The sequence below is a fragment of the Micromonospora sp. NPDC051296 genome, from assembly GCF_040682255.1.
Lineage (GTDB): Bacteria > Actinomycetota > Actinomycetes > Mycobacteriales > Micromonosporaceae > Micromonospora > Micromonospora craterilacus.
Genome location: NZ_JBFBAO010000112.1, coordinates 1 through 17,448 on the forward strand (window position 1 = coordinate 1; position 17,448 = coordinate 17,448).

At 73.2% G+C, this 17,448-nt stretch carries 18 protein-coding genes; 7 read left to right on the forward strand and 11 right to left on the reverse strand.

Going from position 1 to position 17,448, the window contains the following annotated elements; translation table 11 throughout:
- Nucleotides 1-427 precede the first annotated feature (427 nt).
- Complete coding sequence (locus tag AB0M52_RS14395) at nucleotides 428-1,930, forward strand: cell wall anchor protein (protein WP_363953266.1); 1,503 nt, start codon at nucleotides 428-430, stop codon at nucleotides 1,928-1,930.
- 92 nt (nucleotides 1,931-2,022) lie between these two features.
- On the opposite strand, the gene recG is transcribed toward AB0M52_RS14395, so the two are convergent.
- Together recG and AB0M52_RS14405 are read right to left on the reverse strand one after the other, a co-directional pair.
- On the reverse strand, nucleotides 2,023-4,227 hold the full coding sequence (gene recG, locus AB0M52_RS14400) for an ATP-dependent DNA helicase RecG (protein ID WP_363953267.1): 2,205 nt from the start codon (nucleotides 4,225-4,227) through the stop codon (nucleotides 2,023-2,025).
- Nucleotides 4,224-5,837, reverse strand: coding sequence for a DAK2 domain-containing protein (locus AB0M52_RS14405; protein ID WP_363953268.1), 1,614 nt, complete (start codon nucleotides 5,835-5,837; stop codon nucleotides 4,224-4,226). The genes recG and AB0M52_RS14405 overlap by 4 nt, the downstream gene beginning before the upstream one ends.
- Nucleotides 5,838-6,065: 228 nt before the next feature.
- Between AB0M52_RS14405 and rpmB the strand changes: the two genes are divergently transcribed.
- Nucleotides 6,066-6,257 carry a 50S ribosomal protein L28 gene (gene rpmB / locus AB0M52_RS14410; RefSeq protein ID WP_093401721.1) on the forward strand — a complete coding sequence of 64 codons (192 nt, stop codon included), beginning with the start codon at nucleotides 6,066-6,068 and terminating at the stop codon, nucleotides 6,255-6,257.
- A gap of 187 nt (nucleotides 6,258-6,444) precedes the next feature.
- On the opposite strand, the gene AB0M52_RS14415 is transcribed toward rpmB, so the two are convergent.
- Nucleotides 6,445-6,912 (reverse strand): GNAT family N-acetyltransferase, encoded by a 468-nt coding sequence (locus tag AB0M52_RS14415; protein ID WP_363953271.1) that lies wholly within the window; start codon nucleotides 6,910-6,912, stop codon nucleotides 6,445-6,447.
- A gap of 41 nt (nucleotides 6,913-6,953) precedes the next feature.
- The gene (locus AB0M52_RS14420) at nucleotides 6,954-7,892 is read right to left on the reverse strand and encodes a thiamine-phosphate kinase (RefSeq protein ID WP_363953273.1); all 939 of its coding nucleotides are present in this window, start codon (nucleotides 7,890-7,892) and stop codon (nucleotides 6,954-6,956) included.
- A gap of 123 nt (nucleotides 7,893-8,015) precedes the next feature.
- On the opposite strand from AB0M52_RS14420, the gene AB0M52_RS14425 reads away from it, so the two are divergent.
- Nucleotides 8,016-8,249: an Lrp/AsnC ligand binding domain-containing protein gene (locus tag AB0M52_RS14425; RefSeq protein ID WP_089001579.1), complete on the forward strand. Its 234-nt coding sequence runs from the start codon at nucleotides 8,016-8,018 to the stop codon at nucleotides 8,247-8,249.
- 9 nt (nucleotides 8,250-8,258) lie between these two features.
- Complete coding sequence (locus AB0M52_RS14430; protein ID WP_363953294.1) at nucleotides 8,259-8,873, forward strand: DUF3515 family protein; 615 nt, start codon at nucleotides 8,259-8,261, stop codon at nucleotides 8,871-8,873.
- 99 nt (nucleotides 8,874-8,972) lie between these two features.
- Here the strand turns inward: AB0M52_RS14430 and AB0M52_RS14435 are convergent, their stop codons facing one another.
- Entirely contained in the window at nucleotides 8,973-10,079 is a 1,107-nt protein-coding gene (locus AB0M52_RS14435; RefSeq protein WP_363953275.1) for a D-alanine--D-alanine ligase family protein, read from the reverse strand.
- 159 nt (nucleotides 10,080-10,238) lie between these two features.
- On the reverse strand, nucleotides 10,239-10,475 hold the full coding sequence (locus AB0M52_RS14440; RefSeq protein ID WP_363953277.1) for a hypothetical protein: 237 nt from the start codon (nucleotides 10,473-10,475) through the stop codon (nucleotides 10,239-10,241).
- A 278-nt stretch (nucleotides 10,476-10,753) separates the two neighbouring features.
- On the opposite strand from AB0M52_RS14440, the gene AB0M52_RS14445 reads away from it, so the two are divergent.
- Both AB0M52_RS14445 and AB0M52_RS14450 read left to right on the forward strand, forming a co-directional pair.
- A complete protein-coding gene (locus AB0M52_RS14445; protein WP_363953279.1) occupies nucleotides 10,754-11,599 on the forward strand; it encodes a helix-turn-helix transcriptional regulator in 846 nt (281 codons plus the stop codon).
- Between the two features lie 4 nt (nucleotides 11,600-11,603).
- Nucleotides 11,604-11,804 (forward strand): DUF397 domain-containing protein, encoded by a 201-nt coding sequence (locus tag AB0M52_RS14450; protein ID WP_363953281.1) that lies wholly within the window; start codon nucleotides 11,604-11,606, stop codon nucleotides 11,802-11,804.
- Between the two features lie 122 nt (nucleotides 11,805-11,926).
- On the opposite strand, the gene AB0M52_RS14455 is transcribed toward AB0M52_RS14450, so the two are convergent.
- From AB0M52_RS14455 to AB0M52_RS14475, 5 genes are all read right to left on the reverse strand, one after another.
- Complete coding sequence (locus tag AB0M52_RS14455; RefSeq protein ID WP_363953283.1) at nucleotides 11,927-12,979, reverse strand: ROK family protein; 1,053 nt, start codon at nucleotides 12,977-12,979, stop codon at nucleotides 11,927-11,929.
- Nucleotides 12,980-13,148: 169 nt separating this feature from the next.
- Nucleotides 13,149-13,979, reverse strand: coding sequence for a putative protein N(5)-glutamine methyltransferase (locus AB0M52_RS14460; protein WP_363953285.1), 831 nt, complete (start codon nucleotides 13,977-13,979; stop codon nucleotides 13,149-13,151).
- Entirely contained in the window at nucleotides 13,979-15,130 is a 1,152-nt protein-coding gene (locus AB0M52_RS14465; protein WP_363953287.1) for a cystathionine gamma-lyase, read from the reverse strand. Before AB0M52_RS14465 ends, AB0M52_RS14460 begins: the two co-directional genes overlap by 1 nt.
- 7 nt (nucleotides 15,131-15,137) lie before the next feature.
- A complete protein-coding gene (locus AB0M52_RS14470) occupies nucleotides 15,138-16,136 on the reverse strand; it encodes an NAD(P)H-dependent glycerol-3-phosphate dehydrogenase (RefSeq protein ID WP_111216888.1) in 999 nt (332 codons plus the stop codon).
- A 76-nt stretch (nucleotides 16,137-16,212) separates the two neighbouring features.
- Complete coding sequence (locus AB0M52_RS14475; RefSeq protein ID WP_363953290.1) at nucleotides 16,213-16,950, reverse strand: lysophospholipid acyltransferase family protein; 738 nt, start codon at nucleotides 16,948-16,950, stop codon at nucleotides 16,213-16,215.
- A 129-nt stretch (nucleotides 16,951-17,079) separates the two neighbouring features.
- Between AB0M52_RS14475 and AB0M52_RS14480 the strand changes: the two genes are divergently transcribed.
- On the forward strand, nucleotides 17,080-17,448 hold a 369-nt coding region (locus AB0M52_RS14480), incomplete at its 3' end, for an NTP transferase domain-containing protein (protein WP_363953292.1).

Consider the following 17,448-nt stretch of genomic DNA (forward strand, 5'->3'; position numbering starts at 1 on the left):
CGTCGGCTGCGCTTCACCGCCTGACGTGAACTGAGCCGAGCCTGAACCGAGGGCGCGTCGACCACCCGGTCGGCGCGCCCTCGGCGCATTCCGGCCCCGCCTAGCCCGCCGCGCCCGCGCAGGAGGCGACGGCATCCGGCGTGACGAATGCCGCGATGGGCCGACGTCGTGCGCCAAAGCGGACATCGAGACACGGAGCGCCCATTCGGTTACGAGCCGTACATCAATGGTTTCGCATTCATAACATCATCCTTAGGTGCGACTGAAGGCTGTATCGACACTCACGATCTCGCTAGGGTCTGCCGGGTGCCGGCTGATCGCCGCCGGCCCGTGGCACGGGAGGCACCGTCTCCAGGCGCGGCAAGCTCCGCCAGCGCCGTCCGTCCACCCGTGCGGAACCTGACGCTTCTTCACCCCGGGAGTACGCGTGATCCGACCCAAGCTGTCGCTACGGCGACCGCTGGCTGTCCTGGCAGCCACCCTCATCGGCATGACCGGAGCAGCGGCGGTGGCCACCCCGGCCAGCGCCCACCACACCACCATCACCGGCACCGTCGTCTGCGACCAGCTCAGCGGCGAGCGGGTGATCACGTGGAAGGTGGTCAACAGCGAGCGTGACAAGGCCGCCACCATCAAGAAGGTGACCGCCGAGCCGTCGACCCCGGTCAAGGTGCTCGTGCCGGGCGCCGACGCCGTCGACCTGCAGGGCGTGGCGATCACCCGGGGCGGCTTCGTCGAGGCCGTCCAGCGGGTGCCGGGTGACACCGCGACCGCCAAGCTCACCGTCGAGGCCCGGTGGGACAACCGCCGCGAGCAGACCAACAGCGGCACCGTCAACCTCGCCGGCGACGCCCCGTGCGCCCCGGCGCCGAAGTGCATCGACGCCAGCCAGGCGAAGTACAGCCACACCTTCGACGGCCCGAAGGGCACGGCGACCGTCAAGCTGGAGGGCGACCTGCCGCTCTGCGGTGAGGAGAAGCAGTACTTCACCCTGGTGTCCTACTTCGCGCCCCGGCCGCAGTTCGCCACCCCGCAGTACGTCTACGGCACGCCGGACAGCAACTTCCTCGGCGGCACCCAGACCGAGATCGAACTGAACGTCGGCATCCCGGACTGCCACACCCAGGTCGACCTGATCTGGGGCGGCGTGGACGAGGTCATCGACCCGCTGGTCGAGGAGGGCCCGCGCTACGGCGCCAAGAAGCTGGGTGACCGGGGCGCTCCCGGCAACCGCTCGTCCGGCCCGCCCGGCTGGTACAACGGCGGTGACAAGAGCTGCACCACCCCGGCGTCCACCTTCGCCTCCGCCTGCGACGGCACGGTGACCGTCTCGCTGAGCAACGACGGCTCGATCTCCAAGTACCCGGTCGAGTTCGAGGTCCGGGGCGAGAACGGCTGGTCCAAGACGGTCACCGTCGAGGCGGGCAAGGCCGACAACGGGACCGTGGTGCCCGCCGCCAACGCCGGCAAGATCGAGGTGCTGGTCGACGGCAAGGTGATCGAGAACGGCACGTACTCCTGGGAGCGTCCCGAGGACTGCCCGCTGCCGACGGTGACCACCGACGCGGACTGCGAGACCTTCGCGCTGACCGCGTCGAACCCGGAGGGTGGCGTACCGGTCAAGGTGGAGTTCACCTACGGCGAAAAGACCGAGACCCGGACCGTCGAGCCGGGGAAGTCGGAGAAGGTCACCTTCCCGGCCGGCGACGATGAGGCGGCGCTGGTCGCTCTGCCGGAGCTGGGACTGGAGCTTGAGGTCATCTACGCCCCCGAGGGCTGCGGCGGTGGTGGCGGCGGCGAGGAGCCGCCCGGCCTGCCGGTGACCGGTGCCGCGGCCGGCGGCATCGCCGCGGGCGCCATCGCCCTGCTGGCGGTGGGCGCGGTGCTGTTCGTGCTGGCACGGCGCCGGCGGATCCATTTCACCGTGTGAGCTGACCGTTAAGAAGGGGCCCTTCCTCTACCGGAGGCGTTAAGAAGGGGCCCTTCCTTGAAATCGCTGAGGGCGTGCCGGCTGGCGCGCCCTCAGCCTTTTTCGAGGTACTCGGCGCGGTCGGCGTCGACCAGGGCCGCGACCGAGGCGGCCAGCGCCGGATGCCGGGCCAGTTCGGGATCCTCCTCGACCATGGTGATCGCCTCCGCCCGGGCGTCGCGGATCAGGTCGGCGTCGCGCAGCAGTGACAGCAGTCGCAGGTGCGAGCGACGCCCGGACTGGGCGGCGCCCAGCACATCACCCTCTCGCCGCTGTTCCAGATCCAGCTCGGCGAGCTTGAAACCGTCGGTGGTGGAGGCCACGGCGTCCAAGCGCTCGCGCGCGCTGGTGCCCTCGGTCGCCTCGGTCACCAGCAGGCAGAGCCCGGGCGCGGTGCCCCGCCCCACCCGCCCGCGCAGCTGGTGCAGCTGCGAGACCCCGAACCGGTCCGCGTCCAGCACGACCATCATCGTCGCGTTGGGCACGTCCACACCGACCTCGACCACCGTGGTGGCCACCAGCACGTCCAGGTCACCCGCGGCGAAGGAACGCATCACCGCATCCTTCTCGTCGGCGGGCAGGCGGCCGTGCAGGACGCCGAGCCGCAGACCGTGCAGCGGCCCCTCGGCCAGCAACGGTGCGACCTCGGTCACCGCGAGGGGCGGTCGCCGTCCATTGTCGTCCAGCTCCGGTGGCTCCTCGTCGGCCCCGGACGTCGAGTCCCCGATGCGTGGGCAGACCACGTACGCCTGGTGGCCGGCCGCGACCTCCTCGCGCAGCCGGCGCCAGGCCCGGTCGAGGAACGCCGGCTTCTCGGCGGCCGGCACGACGTGCGACGCGATCGGCGACCGACCGCGTGGCAGCTGGGACAGCGTGGAGATCTCCAGGTCGCCGTAGACCGTCATGGCCACCGTGCGGGGAATCGGGGTGGCGGTCATCACCAGCACGTGCGGCGGCTGCTCCGCCTTGGCGCGCAGCGCGTCCCGCTGCTCCACGCCGAACCGGTGCTGCTCGTCGACCACCACCAGGCCGAGGTCGGCGAAGTCGACCCCCTCGTAGAGCAGGGCGTGGGTGCCGAGCACGATGCCGGCGGCGCCGCTGGCGACCTCGGCCAGCGCCCGCCGTCGGGCCGCCGCGCCGAGCGAGCCGGTGACCAGTTCGACCCGGGTGGCGTGCTCGGCCGCGCCCAGCTCGCCGGCCTGGGCGAGCGGGCCGAGCAGGTCGAGCATGCCGCGGTGGTGCTGGGCGGCGAGCACTTCGGTCGGGGCGAGCAGGGTGGCCTGCCCACCCGCGTCGACCACCTGGAGCATGGCCCGCAGGGCCACCACGGTCTTGCCGGAGCCGACCTCGCCCTGCAGCAGGCGGTGCATCGGATGGCCGGTGGCCAGGTCGGCCGCGATCTCGGTGCCCACGTCGCGCTGCCCGGAGGTCAGCTCGTACGGCAGCCGGGCGTCGAACGCGTCCAGCAGCCCGCCCGTGCGTCCCGGTCGGGGGCGCGCGGGTGAGGCGGCCGCCTGGTGCTTGCGCCGCACCAGGGTCAGCTGCACGGCGAACGCCTCGTCCCACTTCAGCCGGCGGCGGGCCCGGTACAGATCCTCCCGGCTGGACGGCCGGTGGATTTCGCGCAGCGCGGTGCCGAGGCCGATCAGGTTCCGGCTGGCCCGCACCGGGGCGGGCAGCGGGTCCTCCGGCGATGCCACGGTGTCCAGCACCACCCGGACGCAACGGGCGATCACCCAGGTCGGCACGGCCGCGGCGGCCGGGTACACCGGGATGAGCGCCCCGGCGAACTCCTCGACCTGCTCGCTGGCTGCGGCCTCACCGTCGGTCTGGTCGCCGAGCAGCACGTACTCCGGCCCGTTGAGCTGCCGTTTGCCCCGGAACTCGGTGACCTTGCCGGCGAACATCCCCCACCGGCCGGGCCGCAGCTCCCGCTCCCGCCACGCCTGGTTGCCGAAGAAGGTGAGCGTGAGCGTGCCGCCGGAGTCATCGCCGACGGTCACCTCCAACAGGTTGCCCCGGCGCTGGCGCATCGGGCGTACGGCGGTGCGCTGCACCTGGGCCAGCACGGTGACCTGCTCGCCGACGTCGAGCCCGCGGATGTCGGTGTGCTCGCCGCGTTCGTCGTAGCGGCGGGGGAAGTGGTATATCAGGTCACCTGCGGTGTGCAGGTCGAGGTGGCTGGCCAGCGCCTTGGCGGTCTTCTCGCCGACCAGCTTCTTCAGCGGCGTGTCCACAGTGGACGCCTCGGCGGTCATTCGACACCTACCAGCAACGGATAGCGCGGCTGCCCGCCCGGGTACGCCTGCACCTCGACGAAGGGCCAGCGGCCGGCGATGTGGGTACGCACCGCGTCGGCCAGCCCGTCCGGCGCGTCGGCCCCGACGAGCAGGGTGACCAGTTCGCCGCCGCCGCCGAGCATCCCGTCGACCAGGGCGACGCAGGTGTCGACCAGGTCGGTGCCGATCAGGTGCACCTCCCCCTCGACCAGGGCGAGCACGTCGCCGGCGCGGCAGGGGCCGGCGACGGTGAGCGCCTCCCGACCGGCCCGGCAGACCTCGGCGTACCGGCAGGCGCCAGCGGCCTCGGCCATCGCGATCACGTCGTCCTCGAATCGGCGTCGCGGGTCGCGCACGGCGAGCGCGGCCAGCGCCTGCACCGGGGAACGGGTGGGCACCACGCTGACCTTCACGCCCAGCCGGTGCGCCTCCACGGCGACCTGGTTCGCCACCGCCTGCGCGTCCGGGTCGTTGGGCAGCACCACCACCCGGGCCGCGCCGGTGGCCCGCACGGCGTCCAGCAGCTCCCCGGTCGACGGATTGCCGGGCACCACGACCGCGCCCTCACCGGCGAGGAGTTCGGCGATCCCGGTGCCGGCGGCGACCACCACGGCGGCCCGGCCGTCGGGTGCCGGGGCGGGTTCCGGCTCCATCTGGTCGGCGAAGCGGGTCACCGAGATCTGGTAAGGGCGGCCCGCCACCACGCCGGCCTCGATCGCCGCGCCCACGTCGTTGACGTGCACATGCACCTGCCAGGTGCCGAGCGCAGGGCTGCCGTCGCCGACCACCACCAGGGAGTCGCCGAGCGCGGCCAACTCGTCGCGCATCCGGCGGACCGGCTCGGGCTCGGCGTCGAGCAGGAACTGCACCTCGTAGGCGTACGCCCCCGAGCCGGTCTCCCGGGCGGCGGTGGCCGGCGGCGGCACGGCCCGGGGTGCCGGGGCGGGGCGCTCGGGGCTCTCTCCCGTGACCACCTCGACCAGGGCGTCCAGCAGCAGGCACAGCCCCCGCCCACCGGCGTCGACCACGCCGGCCCGGGCCAGCGCCGGCAGCTGCTCGGGCGTGCGGGCCAGGGCCGCAGCCGCCGCGCCCGCCGCCGCCCCGGCCACCGCCCGCAGCTCGTCGCTGCCGGCTCGCTCGGCCGCGCCGGCCGCCGCGGACACCACCGTGAGCAGGGTGCCCTCCACCGGCCGGGCGACCGCCGCGTAGGCCGCGGTGGTCGCCTCGCGCAGGGCGACGGCCAGCTCCGGGCCCCGCACCGCGGGAACCGTGGCCAGCGCGTCGGCGAAGCCGCGCAGGATCTGCGACAGGATGACGCCGGAATTGCCCCGGGCACCGAGCAGGGCGCCCCGGGCCATCAGGCGCAGGGCGTGCCCGTGCGCGGTCGAGGTGCCGTCGGCGAGGGTGTCGAGATCCATCGCCAGGGCCTGCTGCGCCGAGGTGAGGGTGAGCACCAGGTTGGTGCCGGTGTCGCCGTCGGGCACCGGGTAGACGTTGAGGTCGTCGATCTCCCCCTGATGCCGCTTGAGCGCGGCCAGCCCGCTGGCACACCAGCGGCGCACGGCGGCGGCATCGAGGGTGTCCAGCACGGTCGAAGCCTACTGGCGTACGCTGACAGTCGCCGGACCGCCGGGCGTGTCCCTTCCCGTCCGGATTGCCGCGCCGCTGTCGCCGGCCGGCCCGCGGCGTGATCCGCCCCTGGTGGGGCGGTGTCGAGCCCGATTGGGCGGGCGGATCAACCATCGGGTACCCTGGCCAGGTTGCCCGGGCAGCGCCTGGCGGCGACCTCATGAACGTTTCAATCCCAGGAGTATCCCGTGGCTAGCGTGTGTGACGTCTGTGGCAAGGGGCCGGGCTTCGGCCACAACGTGTCCCACTCGCACCGGCGGACCAACCGCCGCTGGAACCCGAACATCCAGTCGGTGCGTACCCCGGCCGGTGGCGGCACGACCAAGAAGCTGAAGGTCTGCACCTCCTGCATCAAGGCGGGCAAGGTCGCCCGCGCCTGACGCGGTAACACCGGTACGCCACGATCATTGCCGGCGGGTCCCAGTGGGCCTGCCGGCATCGTCGTGTCCACACCCCGCCCCGACCTCCCGCCGGCCCCGGCCCGCGCCTTGACCGCCCGCCGTCGGCGGATGTTAAAACGGGGCCCTTCCTATACACGAGGCGTTAAAAGGGGGCCCTTCCTTCGGATCAGAGGGTGCGGCCGTACGACAGGCAGCCGGGCGCGTCGGCGTAGTAGCCGAAGTTGGGGATCCGGTCGTAACCGGCCGAGGTATACATCGCGATCGCCTCGGGCTGCCGGTCGCCGCACTCCAGGATGATCCGCTTGCGGCCCTGTTCGCGGGCCGAGTGCTCGATGGCGGCCAGCACCGTCCGGGCCACGCCGCGCCCCCGCGCCTCGGGAGCGGTGTACATCCGCTTCAGCTCGGCGGTGTCGCCCTGGTCACCGTGGCTGCGCCAGCCACCGCAGCCGACCGGCTGCCCGTCGAGGTGGGCGACCAGGAACGCTCCCGCCGGTGGCGCGAACTCGCCGGCGTCGACCGGGGTCTCGTCGCCGCTGCCGCCGTACCGGACACTTAGGTCGGCCAACGCGGCAGTGATCAACCGCTGCGCCACCGGGGAGTCGAACGGCACCACCTGGATCTCGATCTCCTGCACCCGTAAAGGGTACGACCCGGCTGGCCCCTTACCGCGAGGGGTCAGCGGAAGTGGTCCCAACCGGCCGGCCCGTCGAACGGGCGACCGTCCACCGTCACGCCGGCACCCTCGGCGACCCGGCCGATCGCCCGCCAACCCTCGGGCAGCGCCGTCGCCGACGGGAAGGTCGCGGCCAGCGCATGGTCGTCGCCACCGGCCAGCAACCAGGTGTACGGGTCGACGCCGAGCGCCTGGGCGGCGTCCCGCATCTGCGGCGGCACCTCGAAGGCGTCCCGGTCGATGTCGATGGCCACCCCGCTCGCCTTCGCCACGTGCCCGAGATCGGCGAGCAGCCCGTCGGAGATGTCGATCATGGCCTTGGCGCCGAGTCGTGCGGCCAGCGGCCCGGCCGGGTAGGGCACCTCCGGCCGCCGGTACGCCTCGACCAGCAGCCGGGGCGTGCGGAATCCCCGGGAGAGCACGGTGAAGCCGGCGGCCGCGTACCCGGTGCGACCGGCCAGGGCGACGAGGTCACCGGGGCGGGCGCCGGCCCGGGTCACCGGCGGCCGGCCGGCCATGTCGCCGAGGGCGGTCACCGCGATGGTCAGCGTGGGGCTGGCCGACATGTCCCCGCCGACCACGCTGGCGCCGACGCTGGCCGCCTCGGCACCGAGCCCGTCGGCGAGTTCCTCCACCCAGCCGGTGGACAGGTCGGCCGGTACGCAGAGCGCCACCAGCAGCGCGGTCGGGGTGGCACCCATCGCCGCCACGTCGGCGAGGTTCGCCGCCGCCGCTCGACGGCCGACATCGTGCGCGCCGGACCAGTCCCGGCGGAAGTGCCGTCCCTCGACCAGCACGTCGGTCGAGGCGACCACCCGGGCGTCCGGCGCGGCGACCACCGCCGCGTCGTCGCCGGGGCCGAGCAGCACCGTGGATCCGTACGACAGCCGGGCGGTCACCCGGTCGATCAGACCGAACTCGCCGACACCCGCGACACTCACGCCACCGCTCCGTCCTGCTCGCTCACCGCTTCTCCTTGACCACCGATAGGGATCACACCTGGTCCGTAAGGTACTTTCTCCCTTCGGGCCGCTTGGCAGGCGGCGACGGAGGGAGGCCGAGTCGTGGTACAGGCATACATCCTCATCCAGACAGAGGTCGGCCGGGCGCGTGACGTGGCCGGTCTGATCTCGGACCTTGCCGGCGTGGTCCGGGTCGACGCGGTCACCGGGCCGTACGACGTGGTCGTGCTCACCGAGGCGAACACCGTCGACGAGCTCGGCAAACTCATCGTCAGCAAGGTGCAGATGGTGCCCGGCATCACCCGCACCCTCACGTGTTCGGTGGTGCGCCTGTAAGTGGACAAGATCTCCGAATCCTCCGTCGCCGAGGCCGACCGCCCCGACGAGGCGCCGGCACCCGACCGGACCAACCGCTCCGCGGCACTGATCGCCACGGCGGTGGCCCTGCCGGTGGCCCTGCTGGTCGGCGCGCTCGCACTGGCCAACCTCGCCCCGGATGCCCCGGCCGCCACCCCGGAGCCGTCGCCGACCACGTCCCGGCCGCAGTCCACCGCGCCGGTCGAGATGGCCGCTCCGGCGCTGGCCGAGCGGCCGGCCACCGTCTGCCGCGCCCTGCTGTCGCAGCTACCCACGTCGATTCGCGACCTGTCCCAGCGGCCGGTGACCGCCGGGCCCGAGCAGAACGCCGCGTACGGCGACCCGGCGCTCACGGTGGCCTGCGGCGGCGACGAGCCCGAGGTGGCGCCCACCGACCACATCACCCTGGTCAACTCGGTCTGCTGGCACGCCGTGGAGCGGGCCGATGTCACGGAGTTGACCACGCTGGACCGGGAGACCGCGGTGACCGTCCGGGTGCCGCACTTCTACGGTGAGGCGTTGCAGTGGGTCTCCCCGATCTCCGCCACCATCGTCGCCTCGGTCCCCTCGGCCGGCCCGGCTCCCTCCGGCTGCACCCCCTGACGCGAAGACCTCCTGACGCGAAGACTGATCGACCGGCACCGGGCCACGGGCCCGGTGCCGGTCGGGGTCAGTGTTGGCCGGGGTCAGTGTTGGCCGGGGTCAGTGTTGGCCGGGGCCGCGGGTCAGCGCGGTGCGGATGAGCCGGTCGACCAGCTTCGGGTACTCCAGGCCGGCCGCGGCCCACATCCGGGGGAACATCGACGTCGGCGTGAAACCGGGCATCGTGTTGATCTCGTTGAGGTAGACGTCCAGCTCCGGGGTGACGAAGAAGTCGGCCCGGGCCAGCCCGGCGCAGTCCAGCGCGGTGAAGGCGCGCACGGCGTAGTCGCGTACCTGCCGGGTGACCCGCTCCGGCAGATCGGCCGGGATGTCGTACTCGCAGGCGGACTCCGCGTCGATGTACTTGGCCTCGAAGTCGTAGAAGTCGTAGTCGCCGACCACCCGCACCTCGGCGAGCACGGACGCCTCCGGCATGCCGCCGGCCTCGCCCTCCAGCACGCCGCACTCGATCTCCCGGCCGACGATCGCGCTCTCGACCAGCACCTTGCTGTCGATCTCCCGAGCGGTGGCGATCGCGGTGTCCAGGTCGGCCCAGTCGTTCACCTTGGTGATGCCGAAGGACGACCCGGCCCGTGAGGGCTTGACGAAGACCGGCAGCCCGAGCCGCTGCTTGTCCGCCTCGCTCAACGTCATCCCGCTGCGCAGCACCGCGTACGGGCCGACCGGGATGCCCTCGGCGGCGCAGAGCTTCTTGGTGAACTCCTTGTCCATGGCGGCGGCCGAGGCGAACACCTTCGCCCCGACGTACGGGATGCCGGCCATCTCCAGCATGCCCTGGATGGTGCCGTCCTCGCCGTAGGCGCCGTGCAGCACCGGGAACACCACGTCCACATCGGCCAGCGCCCGCGGCCCCTCGGCCGGATCGAGCACCAGCAGGCCGTTGCCGGTCGGGTCGGCCCGCAACACGATGTCCATGCCCGACTCGGCGGTGATCTCCGGCAGGCGGCGGGCGGCGATCGCCAGCTGGGCCGGATCACCGCTGGTCAGTACCCACTGACCGGCCCGGGTGATGCCCACCGGCACCACCTCGAACTCGTCCGGATCGAGCGCGCCGAGCACGCTGCCGGCGCTGACACAGGAGATGCCGTGTTCCGGGCTCCGGCCGCCGAAGACGATCGCCACGCGGGTCTTGCCTGGGGTGGTCACTGCGGTCACCTTTCCGGGACGCACTGCTGGCGCTCTCCCGGATGACCTTACTGTGCGTGGCGAGAACGGGTAGTCGATACCCTGCGAGAACGCGGGACTGCGGCATTCGGTCAACGGGCCATATACGGCGCGTAACCGGACTGCCGTCTGCCCGCCCGGTCAGCCCGCCAGTTCCCGCACGCCGTACGCATGCCGGCGGCCGATGGCGATCACCTTGACCCGCTGCCGGCCGGCCCGGACCATGCCCAGCGCCATGAACGCCCCGGCGATCCGGTCCGCCGCCTCCCGGCTGCTCGCGCCGACCACCTGGCGTCGGCGCTCGGGCGCGGTTCGCTCGTTACGACCGTCCCCCTCGAAGGGGCGGACGTCGGTCAGCACGACCAGGAAACGGGTCATCGCCGGCCGCCGAGGCGCTCGGCGAACACCCGCCGACAGTCTCCAAGCACGTCGATTCCCTTCCGGTTCCCGACAACTGGCGTGGCACGCGGCGGTCGGGTACGGGGGAATAACCCGACCGCCGCGCGCCCCATCCCCTCCGGTCGCTCACCACCACCGTCGCCACGACAACCGGCGGTGAGGACGCACTGACAGACTGACACCTCCATGGGCATGAATGCAACTCTCACCGACGTTCTCTCATGTACAGAGTCCCAAATACGTGCGACCATCGATTCATGGCTCCGAAGACCGCACGTGCCCGCCGGCTGGGCATCGCCCTGCGCCACCATCGGGAAGCCGCCGGCCTCACCCTGGAGGCCGCGGCCGACGAGATCAACAGCACCCGCAGCACGCTGTCCCGCTACGAGAACGCGCAGACCCTGGTCAACCCGGCCACCGTACGCGCCCTGCTCACCCTCTACGGGGTCGGCGCGGACGAGGTCGCGGCAGCCGTCTCGCTGGCCAAGGACGCGCGCAAGCCCGGCTGGTGGGTCTCCTACTCGTACCTGCTCGACCGGCGCACCATCGACTTCATCGCGCTGGAGGCCGAGGCCACCGGCATCGCCAACTTCGAGCCGTCGGTGGTGCCGGGGCTGTTGCAGACCGCCGACTACATCCGCGGCGTCATGCGGGGTGGCCCGCACACCCTCAGCGACAACGACGTCGAGGAGCGCGTCCACCTGCGACTGGACCGGCAGCAGCGACTCACCGGAGAGGACCCGCCGATCTTCGACGCGATCCTCGACGAGGCCGCGCTGCTGCGCCCGGTGGGCGACCACTCGGCGATGCAGGGCCAGCTGAACCACCTGCTCAAGATGAGCGAGCTGCCGAACATCACGGTCCAGGTGATCCCGCTAGTCGCCGGCTACCACCGGGGCACCCGCGGTTCGCTGCACATCCTCGAATTCGCCGACCCGGAGGACCCGATCATCGCCTCCGTGGAGACGGTCGCCGGGCAGATGGTCCTCGACCGGCCCGGCGATCTGCGTACCTGCACCAAGATCATGGAGCACCTGCGGACCGTCGCGCTCAGCCCGGCGGCCAGCCGCGACGAACTCGTCAAAATCCTGAAGGGACGGTAATGGCATGACACCGACGATCAACCCGGCGGTGGCCGTGGTCGGGTGGCGCAAGAGCAGCCACAGCGGCGACGAGGGAGCCTGTGTGGAGGTGGCGGTCGTCCCCGGGACGGTGGCCGTACGCGACTCCAAGGACCCGGACGGCCCGCTGCTGCTCTTCCCACCGGCGGCCTGGACCGCCTTCGCCCAGGCACCACCGGCCCGCTGAGCCGCACCGTGGCGGGGCGGGACCGCTTCCCGCCGCGGCACTGCGGAACCGCACCGAGTGCCGCTGACCGGGCCGGTAAGGGCACCGCCGGCCCGGTCAGCCCTCCGCCGTCGCGTTCATGGTCAGTCGCCGACCAGTGGTGGCGGGGTCGGCACGGCGCGCACCGCCTCCAGCGCCGCGAGCGCGACGCCCCGCGCGCCGGCCATGTCGCGGTCCGGCACCAGCGCGAAGGTGGCAAGGGCGGCCTGCTCCGCGCGGAGCACGGTGTGCTCGCGCACCGCCGCCAGGAACCAGTCGCGGAACTCCGGCGCCGTCTCCACCACCCCACCACCGATGAAGTACGCGTGCGGGTCAGTGAAGTTGGCCGCGATGGTGAACAACGCGCCGAGCGCCCTCGCCTGCTGCGAGAAGATCTCCCGGGCCAGTTCGTCGCCCCGCTCGCCGTAACCGCGGACCAGCTTCGCCGCCCGCTGCGGCGGCTCGCCGACCAGCGGGTGCTCCGGAAAGCGGGTCAGCCAGTACGGCAGCAGGTTGCGCTCGATCGCGGTCAGCGAGGCGACGCTCTCCACGTCACCGGCGAAGCCGCAGGCGCAGATCGGCACCGGTTGCTGCGGCGCGAGCACCGTGCCGAGGGGAATCTGGACATGCCCCAGTTCGCCGGCCATCCCCGCCGCGCCGGAGATCACCCGGCCGCTCTCGACCAGGCCGCCGCCCAGCCCGGTGCCGACAATCGCCGACACCGACGAACGCCGCATCGCCTCGGTGCCGAAGTGGACGTGATGGGCGTAGAGCGCGGCGGCGTTGCCGTCGTTGTGGTAGACCACCGGCAACCCGAGCCGGCGCTCCAACGCACCCCGGATGTCGAAGCCGCGCCAGGCCGGCTGGGAGAAGTTCGTCGACCCCTTCGACGAGATCACCCCGGTGGCACTGGCCGGGCCGGGCGTGTCCAGCCCCACCGCACGCACCTGCTCGCGCGGCACACCGGTGCGGGCCAGCACGCCGTCGAAGGCGACGACCATGGCCGCCACGGCGGCCTCCGGCCCGGCCTGCACCTCGCTGGGCGTCTCCACCAGTTCGTCGACCAGGAACCGCCCGTCGAGCGTGAGCACCGTGGCGTTGTTGCTCGTACCGCCGTTGTCGATCCCGACCACCACCGGCACCGTTGCGCTACCCACCCGAATTCCGCCTCCCGCCGTCACGACCTGACGTGAGGCTAGTTCTCGTCCCGCCGGCCCGCCATGCCCGGTCGGCCGATCAGTTGATCACCGGCCCGGTCGGGAGCCGGCCAGCCCGGGCGCGCGCCAGCCGGCCGGGCGCCGGGCGAGGGCCGACGGTGGGCGGCAGCTATTGCCTCGCCGCGCGCTCCGGTCCGGCATGTCGGGCGCAGGCGGGGCGGCAGGCCGTCATGGCGGTGGCGTCGAGGGCGTCGTCCCGGACCACCGCCGGCACCAGTCCGGCATCGGTCAGCACCGCCCGGAACCCGTCGACCTGGACCTCGCCGACCTCCACCACCAGGTGCCCGCCGGGGGCGAGCCAGCTCAGTGCCGCAGTGGCGACCCGCCGCAGCACCGCCAGCCCGTCCGGCCCACCGTCGAGCGCCACCGGGGCCTCGTACCGCCGGGACTCCGCGGGCAGCAGGTCCAGCGCCGCCGTCGGCACGTACGGGGCGTTCGCCACCACCAGGTCCAGGCTGCCGCGCCAGGCCGTCGGCACCGGATCGAACAGGTCACCGGCGAAGACCGGCACGGCCAGGTCGGCCAGGTTCCGCCGCGCGCAGGCCGCCGCCGCCGGATCCAGGTCCACCGCGGCCAGCAGTCGCGGAGCGGCGAGCCGACGCGCCAGCGCGCGGGTGATCGCACCGGAGCCGCAGCACAGCTCCACCACCGCCGCCGCCGGCCCGGTCACCGCGGCGGCCGCCGAGACCAGCAGGGCGGTACGCGCCCGGGGCACGAACACCCCCGGCTCGACGGTGACCCGCTCGCCGCAGAACTCCGCCCAACCGAGCAGGTACTCCAGCGGCTCCCCGGTGACCCGGCGGTCGACCAGACCGGCCAGCGCCTCCGGGCTGTCGGCGGCCTCGACGAGCAGGCGGGTCTCGTCCTCGGCCCAGACACAGCCGGCTCGCCGCAATCGGGCGACCACGGCGTCCCGCTCGGCCGGGGAGAGCGGCACCATCAGGCAGCGGCGTCCAGCGCGGCGGTGACGTCGGCGACCAGGTCGACGGTGTCCTCCACGCCGCAGGAGAGCCGGACGAAGCCGGGAGCGGTGTCGTCACCCCACTGCGCCCGCCGGTCGGCCGTGGTGTGCAGACCGCCGAAGGAGGTGGCCGCCGCGACCAGTCGGGCCGCGTCGAGGAACCGGGCGACCCGCTCGGCGCTGCCGAGGTCGAAGGAGAGAACGCCGGGCATCCGCCGCAGTTGCCGGGACGCCACCGGGTACGCCGGGTCGTCCGGAAGGCCCGGCCAGCGCAGCCCGGACACGTCGGCGCGTTCGGCCAGCAGCCGGGCGAGCGCCTCGGCGTTGGCCGTCTGCCGTCCCAGGCGCAGGTCGAGGGTGGCCAGCGAGCGGTGTGCCAGCCAGGCGTCGAAGGCCCCGGGCACCGCCCCGGTGGCGGTTCGCCAGGTGGTGATCGTCTCCAGCAGCTCCGCGGACCGGGTGGCGACATAGCCGAGCAGCAGGTCCGAGTGGCCGGTCAACGCCTTGGTGCCGGAGGCGACCACCAGGTCCGCGCCGAGATCCAGCGGACGCTGCCCGAGCGGCGTGGCGGTGGTGTTGTCCACCGCCAGCAGGGCACCGGCGGCGTGCACCCGCTCGGCCAGCGCGGGCAGGTCGACCACATCCAGCCCCGGGTTGGCCGGCGTCTCCACCAGCACCAGCCGCACCCCGTCGAAGGATGGGTACGGCCCGGCGGTCGGCGCGAGCAGCACCCGTACGCCGTTGCCGGCCAGCGTGGCGGTGGCGAACGCGCGTACCGGAAAGTAGCCGTCGGCGGGGAGCACCACGGTGTCGCCGGCCCGCAGCACCGCCAGCAGCAGACCGGTGATCGCCGCCTGCCCGGTGGCGAAGACCCGGCAGTCGCCCCCCTCCAGCTCGCCGACCGCCGCCTCCAGCAGCCGGCGGGTCGGGTTGTCCGGGCGCCCGTACCCGTTCGGCGCCGCCGCCGGGCCCTGCCACGGGTCGAGGTGGTACGGCGCGGCGAAGACCGGCCCGGGCAGGAACGGCGCACCGGGAGCGGGCGCGGGCAGGCCGGCGTGCACGCACCGGGTGCCGTCGCCGTGCGAGTTGATCAGATGGTCGAACTGACCTGGGGCCCGGTACTCGTCCATGCCGGCGTCACTCCGGCTTCGTGGTGCGGCTCATCAGGGCGCGGACCGCACGGCGCGGGTCGACGCCCTCGTGGCAGACCAGCTCGACCTGCTCGGTGATCGGCATCTCCACCCCGTGCGCGCGAGCCAGGTCCCGGATGGCGAGCGCGCTCTTCACCCCTTCGGCGGTCTGCCGGGTGGCCACCCGCGCCTCCTCCAGGGTGGCGCCGCGACCCAGGTGCTCGCCGAAGGTGCGGTTGCGGGCCGACGGGGACGAGCAGGAGGCGACCAGGTCACCCATGCCGGCCAGGCCGGCGAAGGTGAGCGGGTCCGCGCCGAGAGCCACACCGAGCCGGGCGGTCTCGGCCAGCCCGCGGGTCACCAGCATCGCCCGGGTGTTGTGGCCGAAGCCCATCGCGGTGGCGATGCCGTACGCCAGGGCGATCACGTTCTTCACCGCCCCGCCCAGCTCGCAGCCGATCACGTCGTCGTTGGTGTACGGCCGGAAGTACGGCGTGGTGATCGAACGCTGCACCAGCGTGGCCCGGTCGGAGTCGGTGCAGGCGACCACGGTGGCGGCCGGCTGCTCGGCGGCGATCTCCGGTGCCAGGTTGGGGCCGGAAACCACCACCACCCGGTCCGCCGCCACCCTGGCGGTCTCGACGATCACCTCGCTCATCCGCTTGGTGGTGCCGAGTTCGATGCCCTTCATCAGGGAGACCAGGGTGGCTTCGGGGTGCAGGTGCCCGGCCCACTCGGCGAGGTTGCCGCGCAGCGTCTGCGACGGCACCGCCAGCACCACCATCTCGGCGCCGGAGATCGCCTCGGCGGCGTCCCCGGTGCCGGTGACCCGCTGCGGCAGCACCACCCCGGGCAGGTACTCCGGGTTGCGCCGCTCGGCGCGGATGACGTCGGCGATCGGCTGCCGCCGGGCCCAGAGCGTGACGTCCCGCCCGGCGTCGGCCAGGATCTTCGCGAACGCCGTCCCCCACGACCCCGCGCCCAGCACCGCCACGTGCCCGCTCATGACGACACTCCGCTACGCTCCGTGCCGCCCTGAGGCACCATCACACTGCGTTGATGATTCACTCGCTGACGCTCGCTCATGACGCCGACTCCGGGTGCTGGCGGTCGGCGGTCGACCGGCCGCCGCGCTGCCACAGCGGCGGCGGTGTGCCGCCGCGGATCTCGGCGAGCATGTCCCGCAGCCGCAGCATGATCACGTCGGTCATCTCCTCGAGCACCTGCCGGCTGGGTGCGGCGCCGGCCCAGCGGCTCAGGTCGATCGGCGGCCCGGCCACCACCGTCACCGGGATCCGGGGCCGCAGGTTGAGCCGGGCGCGGCGCGGATCGAAGATGCGCTCCGGCCCCCACATCGCCACCGGTACGACCGGGGCACCGGTGGCGAGCGCCAGCCGGGCAGCGCCGGTCTTGCCCTTCATCGGCCACAGCTGCGGCTCACGGCTGGTGGTGCCCTCCGGGTAGATCACCACCGCGCCCCCCTCGTCGAGCGCCTTCACCAGTGCGTCCAGCGACTTCACCGCGTCGATCGAGCCCCGCTCGACGGGGATCTGCTTGCACCAGTGCAGGATCGAGCCGATCACCGGGAGCCGGAAGAGGCTCGCCTTGCCGAGGAACTGCGGCCAGCGCCCGGCGTCGTAGATGAAGTGGGCCGAAACCAGCGGGTCCGCGTGCGAGATGTGATTCGGCACGATGATCACGGGCCCGTCCTGGCCCAGGTGCTCCATGCCCCGCCAGGTACGCCGGGTCCAGACGGTCATCACCGGCTTGACCAGCATCACGGCGAACCATTGCCAGAACCCCAGCCTGCGCCGACCCACCGTGCCTCCTCGTGCCCGCCCCGACCCGCCCACCGGAGAAGTCCGGTGACGCCCGCAGCCGAAATCATGCCTGCTCGCCCCTGGTACGGCCAGTGAGGGTACCGCCGTCGGGCTGGCAGGATGGCAGGCGTGAGTCAGCCATGGACGGCGGTGGTGCCGGTCAAGCGCCTGACCGCCGCGAAGAGCCGGCTGCGTGGCGGGGTGCCGGGCGTACCCCACGAGGACCTGGCGCTGGCGCTGGCCGCCGACACCCTGGAGGCGGTGCGCGCCTGCCCCGGGGTGGCCGAGGTGCTGGTGGTCACCGACGACGCCCGGGTGTCCGCGACGGCCCGCCGGGCCGGGGCCCGGGTGCTGCCGGACGTCCCGGACGCCGGCCTCAACGCCGCGTTCCGGCACGGCGCGGCCGGCGCCGGCGGATGGGTGGCCGGGCTCACCGCCGACCTGCCCGCCCTGCGCCCGGACGAGCTGGCGGCGGCGCTGCGCGCGGCGCAGGCCGGC

Coding starts and splice junctions, on each gene's coding strand:
- recG (WP_363953267.1), bottom strand. CDS start 4,227: ATGACCGCCGAGGCGTCCACTGTGGACACGCCGCTGAAGAAGCTGGTC.
- AB0M52_RS14440 (WP_363953277.1), bottom strand. CDS start 10,475: ATGACCCGTTTCCTGGTCGTGCTGACCGACGTCCGCCCCTTCGAGGGG.
- AB0M52_RS14445 (WP_363953279.1), top strand. CDS start 10,754: ATGGCTCCGAAGACCGCACGTGCCCGCCGGCTGGGCATCGCCCTGCGC.
- AB0M52_RS14450 (WP_363953281.1), top strand. CDS start 11,604: ATGACACCGACGATCAACCCGGCGGTGGCCGTGGTCGGGTGGCGCAAG.
- AB0M52_RS14460 (WP_363953285.1), bottom strand. CDS start 13,979: ATGGTGCCGCTCTCCCCGGCCGAGCGGGACGCCGTGGTCGCCCGATTG.
- AB0M52_RS14465 (WP_363953287.1), bottom strand. CDS start 15,130: ATGGACGAGTACCGGGCCCCAGGTCAGTTCGACCATCTGATCAACTCG.
- AB0M52_RS14470 (WP_111216888.1), bottom strand. CDS start 16,136: ATGAGCGGGCACGTGGCGGTGCTGGGCGCGGGGTCGTGGGGGACGGCG.